This window comes from Vibrio cionasavignyae (assembly GCF_050337155.1).
GTDB lineage: Bacteria > Pseudomonadota > Gammaproteobacteria > Enterobacterales > Vibrionaceae > Vibrio > Vibrio nomapromontoriensis.
In genome coordinates, this window is record NZ_JAKJSR010000045.1 from 1 (window position 1) to 5,880 (window position 5,880).

The 5,880-nt window shown below is 41.8% G+C and carries 10 protein-coding genes and 1 pseudogene; all 11 read right to left on the reverse strand.

All coding sequences use genetic code 11. The features are described 5' to 3' along the window. Window positions 1-194: helix-turn-helix domain-containing protein (locus tag L4D74_RS24705; RefSeq protein WP_428752411.1), on the reverse strand; the 194-nt coding region annotated here is incomplete at its 3' end. Window positions 195-248: 54 nt separating this feature from the next. After that, window positions 249-773: an Arm DNA-binding domain-containing protein gene (locus L4D74_RS24710; RefSeq protein ID WP_428755037.1), complete on the reverse strand. Its 525-nt coding sequence runs from the start codon at window positions 771-773 to the stop codon at window positions 249-251. A gap of 284 nt (window positions 774-1,057) precedes the next feature. Continuing rightward, window positions 1,058-1,408 carry a cupin domain-containing protein gene (locus L4D74_RS24715; protein WP_265678065.1) on the reverse strand — a complete coding sequence of 117 codons (351 nt, stop codon included), beginning with the start codon at window positions 1,406-1,408 and terminating at the stop codon, window positions 1,058-1,060. A gap of 175 nt (window positions 1,409-1,583) precedes the next feature. Continuing rightward, entirely contained in the window at window positions 1,584-1,988 is a 405-nt protein-coding gene (locus L4D74_RS24720) for a VOC family protein (RefSeq protein ID WP_428755038.1), read from the reverse strand. A gap of 528 nt (window positions 1,989-2,516) precedes the next feature. Then, window positions 2,517-2,840, reverse strand: coding sequence for an antibiotic biosynthesis monooxygenase family protein (locus L4D74_RS24725; RefSeq protein WP_265677799.1), 324 nt, complete (start codon window positions 2,838-2,840; stop codon window positions 2,517-2,519). A 143-nt stretch (window positions 2,841-2,983) separates the two neighbouring features. Beyond that, window positions 2,984-3,466 (reverse strand): hypothetical protein, encoded by a 483-nt coding sequence (locus L4D74_RS24730; protein WP_428755039.1) that lies wholly within the window; start codon window positions 3,464-3,466, stop codon window positions 2,984-2,986. A 150-nt stretch (window positions 3,467-3,616) separates the two neighbouring features. Next, window positions 3,617-4,069, reverse strand: a complete 453-nt coding sequence (locus L4D74_RS24735) for a hypothetical protein (protein ID WP_428755040.1) — start codon at window positions 4,067-4,069, stop codon at window positions 3,617-3,619. A gap of 130 nt (window positions 4,070-4,199) precedes the next feature. After that, window positions 4,200-4,544 (reverse strand): 5-carboxymethyl-2-hydroxymuconate Delta-isomerase, encoded by a 345-nt coding sequence (locus L4D74_RS24740; RefSeq protein WP_428755041.1) that lies wholly within the window; start codon window positions 4,542-4,544, stop codon window positions 4,200-4,202. Between the two features lie 151 nt (window positions 4,545-4,695). Continuing rightward, window positions 4,696-5,148 carry a DUF6998 domain-containing protein gene (locus L4D74_RS24745; protein ID WP_428755042.1) on the reverse strand — a complete coding sequence of 151 codons (453 nt, stop codon included), beginning with the start codon at window positions 5,146-5,148 and terminating at the stop codon, window positions 4,696-4,698. 156 nt (window positions 5,149-5,304) lie between these two features. Next, window positions 5,305-5,547, reverse strand: a complete 243-nt coding sequence (locus L4D74_RS24750; protein WP_311018683.1) for a hypothetical protein — start codon at window positions 5,545-5,547, stop codon at window positions 5,305-5,307. A 204-nt stretch (window positions 5,548-5,751) separates the two neighbouring features. Beyond that, window positions 5,752-5,880, reverse strand: a pseudogene (locus tag L4D74_RS24755) (GNAT family N-acetyltransferase); the annotation flags it as partial.

Here is a 5,880-nt window from a genome sequence, read left to right on the forward strand (position 1 = left end):
CGCAAGTAGTCGTGGTAAGGCTGTAATTTGGTTGGTCGAGATTGCCGCTCGGGATACACAGACTCTTTACTTCTGTCTCGAAGATAAGTGCGAACGGTATTCCTTGAGATACCTAAATCTCTCGCGATGCGGCGGATGCTTTGCCCTTGCTGATGTAAAACGTGTATTTCCACTAGTTGCTCCTGATTGATCATAATCCGCCGCTTTGTCCATTTACGAACGGATAGTTTGCCTCAGGTGGGTCAATTTTAAATCGGCGTTAGTGGGTCATTTTTACATCGGCGCTGACAACCCAACTTGCTACGTTCTGTTACCCATTGTTGAACTTCGAAAGCGGTGATATCTGCTATCGGCTTCTTCGCCAGATGAGCAAAGCCATTCTTAATCGAGATATAGGATTTTTCAGCTTGTTTCGGGTTAAGGCCAATTAAGTAATCTTTGTAGTACTCTTCCAAGAAACGCTCTAGCGTTAAGCCTTTGCGCTGCTCTTGCTTTCTGGTTTCATTCCGACTTTCGTGAACATCCTCACCACTAGCAACCTGACCCGCTTTTTCTTTGGCTAAATCACGAGCCTGCGCTGGCGTTAACGAAGTCGCAGCACCTAACAGAAAATTTCGTTGCTTACCGTTGAGTCGATAATAGAGATAGTATTTAATAATACCCTTTGGAGAGATACGAGCGTGAAATCCACTGATTTCGGTGTCGTTTAATCGACCTTGCTCAATGGTCATATTCTTGATGGTGGTGTTAGTGATCTTTTGCTTCAGTGCCATAACGTCCAATCCCTGTGTAGCGTATATGTAGCAAAAATATTATATACAGAGGGATCTCAATGGACAACAACGAACAAGAAGAATGACGACAAATATATGTTTTTAAATGGATTTTAGTTTAATGGCGTTCATTGCAGTTCACGGAAAGACAATAGCAAAACGCATGCTTAAGTGGTGAGTAACGTACCACTCAAGCTAAGTTTTACGCCGTAATCACTCAAGCCTAAATTAACGCTAAAAGTACCAAGCGTTACGAATCTGCTTGAAGCACTTGTTATGATGCTTTACTTCTGACTAGCTTGGATAATTAGCAGCTCAATTTCTTGGTCTGACGTATTAACCAAACCATGTGTGCCAAACCGTTTATTTACTATCATATCGCCTGAGGAAATTTTGTGCTCTTCACCCTCAATTATCATAGTACCCTCACCTTTTAAGATGATGTACATTTCCTCATCATCTTCGTGGCGATGCTCGCCCATTGAGCTACCGGCAGGCATTACAACTCGAATAGCGAAGTCCCAAGCACCGTCAAAATCTTTGCGCCTAAATGCACGATAGATATCTATTGAACCATCGCCGCCATGGCTGTTTTTATCTACTTCTTTATCGCAAGTATAGAAATTTCGGATCATCTGCTGTGAGTTCCTAATAATGAATTTTTGTCCAATCCTTGGGGCAACATAACGCCTTGTTAAGTAGCAGCTAACTACCACTGCACTCAAGCAAAGCCACCGTAATCACTATGCTCAACCAAACCAAAATCGCCGAACGTTAGCTGTCTGCTTGAACAATTTGTTATACGATTTCTCACGCTGAGCTTTGACAGATAAAACGAATCAAGTAGCCATCTGGGTCTTTAACTATGGTTTGCCTAACAACAGTCTGCACATCCCCAGTTTGATAAGTTTCAGTTTGCAGCGGTAAGAAGACATCATTTGGAGAAACTACGATTAAATCAAGCCACTCCGACGTAACTTTGAATGTTAGGTTCATACCACGACCAAAAGGAGCGACAGGCTCTCCATTTACCCAAGAATCCGGCTCTAGTTGAGTGATCATTAGTTGGGTACTGTTAAATGATAAGAAAACAAAACCATCTCGTCGAAAAGCCACACTAAAACCCAACTCAGCAGTGTAGAATTCTTCGCTTACACCAATATCGGTCACAAGTAGTTCTGGTATTAAGTCGTTAAAGTCCATGCTTGCTTCCATTCGTATAACGCCTTGCTAAGTTGCAGCTAACGACCACGACACTCAAGCAAAGCCACCTTAATCACTGAACTCAACCAAACCAAAATCGCCGAGCGTTAGCTGTCTGCTTGAGCAATTTGTTAGCTTTTTACGTGCGATGAAGCCGACGTTTGGCACCAAGATTTTAAAGAAACGCTCCAAAACTGACGCCGCCGACGCACCCAATGCAGAAGCATTGAACTCTCCACCAACTTGCTGCCAAAGATGGCGATACTTAAAGGCAACTCACGGCTCTTGCGCTGAAGCTGACTGCCACGTGCACCATACTAGAAGTTGAGTAATGCTCTTCCCAAGCAAAAGAAACAGCACGCGCGCTTTCACGATTTGGCACTGACGAGCAGGTGTAAAGCTAAGACGATGAACCCTGACTCCAATGAACTTAACCGAGAAAGCTAACGCCCTGCTAAGTGGCGCTGACGATTAACTTACCAAGCGCGCTTAACTTCAAACCAAAACCGCCAAGCTTATGGCGTCCACTTGAGCAGTTTGTTAGCACTCTACTGCCAGCGAGGTTTGTAGGAAATCATCACTAACTTCAAGTTTATACACAGTATTTGACTGAACTAAGCACTCTCGCATTTCCTTGCGTGCTATTTCAAAAAGTTTGTCTGTAAACTTATGATCTTTTTCCCAGTCTTCTCGACTTGGCCACTGAGCGTAACCAATCATTACGTTTTGTTTATCTGAATAATGGAGACGAGAACCGAAACTACCACAACGCTTATAGATCAATTTTGTCACTTCAAGCCATGCCTCGCGAAACTTTGATTCCATTCCATCACGAATTTCAAACTCATAGACTGCGATAAACATCCTGTTTCTCCTTTGAGTGCTAACGCCTTGCTAAGGTGCGGCTAACGCCACGAAACCCAAGCAAAGCCACCGTAATCACTCACCCCAACCAAACCAAAATCGCCAAACGTTAGCTGTCTGCTTGAACAATTTGTTAGTACTCTTTACTGCGATGCATAATTGCTGACTGCTTGAATAATTGTTGGAGATTTTTCTACACTCCATGACAGTGCTTCAGAGAACACTTCTTTTAGCCGCTTTCTAGCCTGATCTTTAAGCTCATCTACCGCTAGGTCTTTCACTGCGGAGAGGAGATTAAAGCCGTGCTCTTCTTTCGATTCAATTGACTCTAATCCTTTTGCCGTTAGAGTCACACCGAGAAAAACACCGTCTCTATAACCATCAAAGGTAATTAGACCGGCAGAGCCTAGCCATTCAATTGTAGGCTTGGCTAAGCCAATAGGGCTTCTATTTCTAACGTACTCAAATTGATTTTCTGCAATTTGACGCTGTGATTCATCCCAAAACTCATCGCTAAGTGAAATCGCTATTTCAGATGGAGATAGGTCGATTTTTAGCGGGAAACTTTCATAAGCCTGAGCAAATACCAAACCTGATATTGCTTTAAAGATGTCTATATTATTCACGAAACAATGACTCCCTTAGAGTACTAACGCCTTGTTAAGTAGCAGCTAACTACCACTGCACTCAAACAAAGCCACCGTAATCACTGAACTCAACCAAAGCAAAATCGCCAACTGTTAGCTGTCTGCTTGAACAATTTGTTAGAAGTTTGCTCACCTAGTGCTCCGATGCTCCCTTTTCGCGTCATGTGGGAAACAGTTTGTATACACACGAGCAACATGACTTTTGCCGATGTCATCCACGATTACGCAAACCAGATTGCACGGATTTCCCAATGCACTCCGCCAATCATGATGACGCTCCTCATAATCTGCTTCAAATTCAACGTAAATGTGCGCTGAGTCAACCCAATCAAACGGGATTGAACGTTTTATTAGCAAATCTTTAAACTGCTTTGAATAGTGTTCAGTCATCAGGTCAAAGTACGGGGAATATGGAGCAATCTGTTGGGTGCAAAGATCTATAGAAACACTCTTGCTTTGAAGGTGGTCTACGAACAGGTATAGCTTACCGATACCCCAATAACCATCGACATCATTGTTCCGACTCCGAAACGAACCAATAATACCGCTTGCGATACTGCCTAGTTCTCTCCTGTTTCCCATATTTATTCCTAAAACTTCTAACGCYCTGCTAAGTGGCGCTRACGATTAACTTRCCAAGCRCACTTAACTTCAAACCAAAACCGCCAAGCTTATGGCGTCCACTTGAGTAGTTTGTTAGTAATACACTACGCTACAGCATTGTTCTATTACAATAAGTCGCCTTTTCAAAATCACTAATATTCATCGCTATATTGGGAATATCCGGGAATAGCGCTACTAGATTTGAAACCACTTGATGCGATAATTCAGCTTTTTGCTCCGTAGTACGTCCTTGCATGATGTGAGTAAAGACATGTATAAAACACTCTTTACGATTACCAACTGAATACGTTTTAAACGGGTTCAACCTAACCTTAATATCATTCTCATCAAATAGACCAGAGGCATTGGCTACAGAATGAACTTGTTCAATGACAAACTCCTCGGAATGACACTCAAAGATTTCTTCTGAACAATCCAGTACAAAATGTGGCATTTATCCTCCCAATTATGATTTGTATTACTAACGCCTTGTTAAGTAGCAGCTAACTACCACCACACTCAAACAGAGCCCCCGTAATCACTAAACTCAATTCAGACCAAAATCGCCAAACGTTAGCTGTCTGCTTGAACAATTTGTTATGTTTTTATTGATTCAATACTGATAACTTCGCGCTAATATCTTTAACCCGCGAGTCATTCAAAAACTTCTGGCTTGTTGTAATCACCCAGCCATTTTGATGAGAGTTAGCAACCCCATACTCTTTTGCGATTTCAACTGGAACTTCGATAGCTTTTTTAACACTGCCATCTTTACTAAAGAGAATTACTACCAGATAATCAAATTCCCATGAACGAATGACATTTAGTTGGGTTGAAGTTGAGCTTTTAACCTTTCTTGATTTAACTTGATAAAGCTTTCCATCATCAGTTCTGATATCAGCACTAGAACCAGATATTTCTAGCAGTTTCCCACCATAATGTTTGTGAGCAAGATATTCAGCATACTCACCCACAATATTACTTGTTCGACCGAGTGCTACAGTAAGTTTATTCGAATACTCGTTAAACTTTAGCCAAAGTTCTTTGATGTCTTCCACTGCGCTCTCCTAAAAACATAACGCTTTGTTAAGTAGCAGCTAACTTCCACTACACTCAAGCAAAACCACCTTAATCACTAAACTCAACCAAACCTAAATCGCCAAACGTTAGCTGTCTGCTTGAACAATTTGTTAGCTCTCTTTATATCGCATAAGCTATTGAAATTCTTGACCATGATTTTCTATGGTTGCTTTGCCACAAATAGTACAAACAACATACCTGTCAGTTAACTCTAAAGAAGCACCTCCAGGTAAAGAAGCTGCGGAACCACTAAAGAAGCCATCTAAAAATGCTTTGAACTGTTCTTTTTTGGACTTGCCGTATTTCGATGGCTTTTGCTTCATAGCCTCTTTGTGTTCAGTGTCCTTCCCACATTTTTCGCAAAACCTCGTGTTCATAATACCCTCTGAATCAATTGCTACCGAGAACGTCAAATCCACCACAACTTTTGACTTTGTGATGAAATTCATAAGAGAGCTAACGCCGCGTTAAGTGGTGAGCAACGCTAACCACCCTACCTAAACCATTGTGACATAAACACTTAAATTGAAGTAAGCCGAAAACGCCATGCGTTGGGAATCCGTCTTAAACGCTTTGTTAAATTACAATATTTTGAAGAAGTAAACTGTGCCTTCTAGCTCACCTGTAGAGCTTCGTGCAAACTGAGGAATTTGACCTGCTTCAGTATAGCCAATAGTTCGATATAACGAAGAAGCGACATCACCTAAACG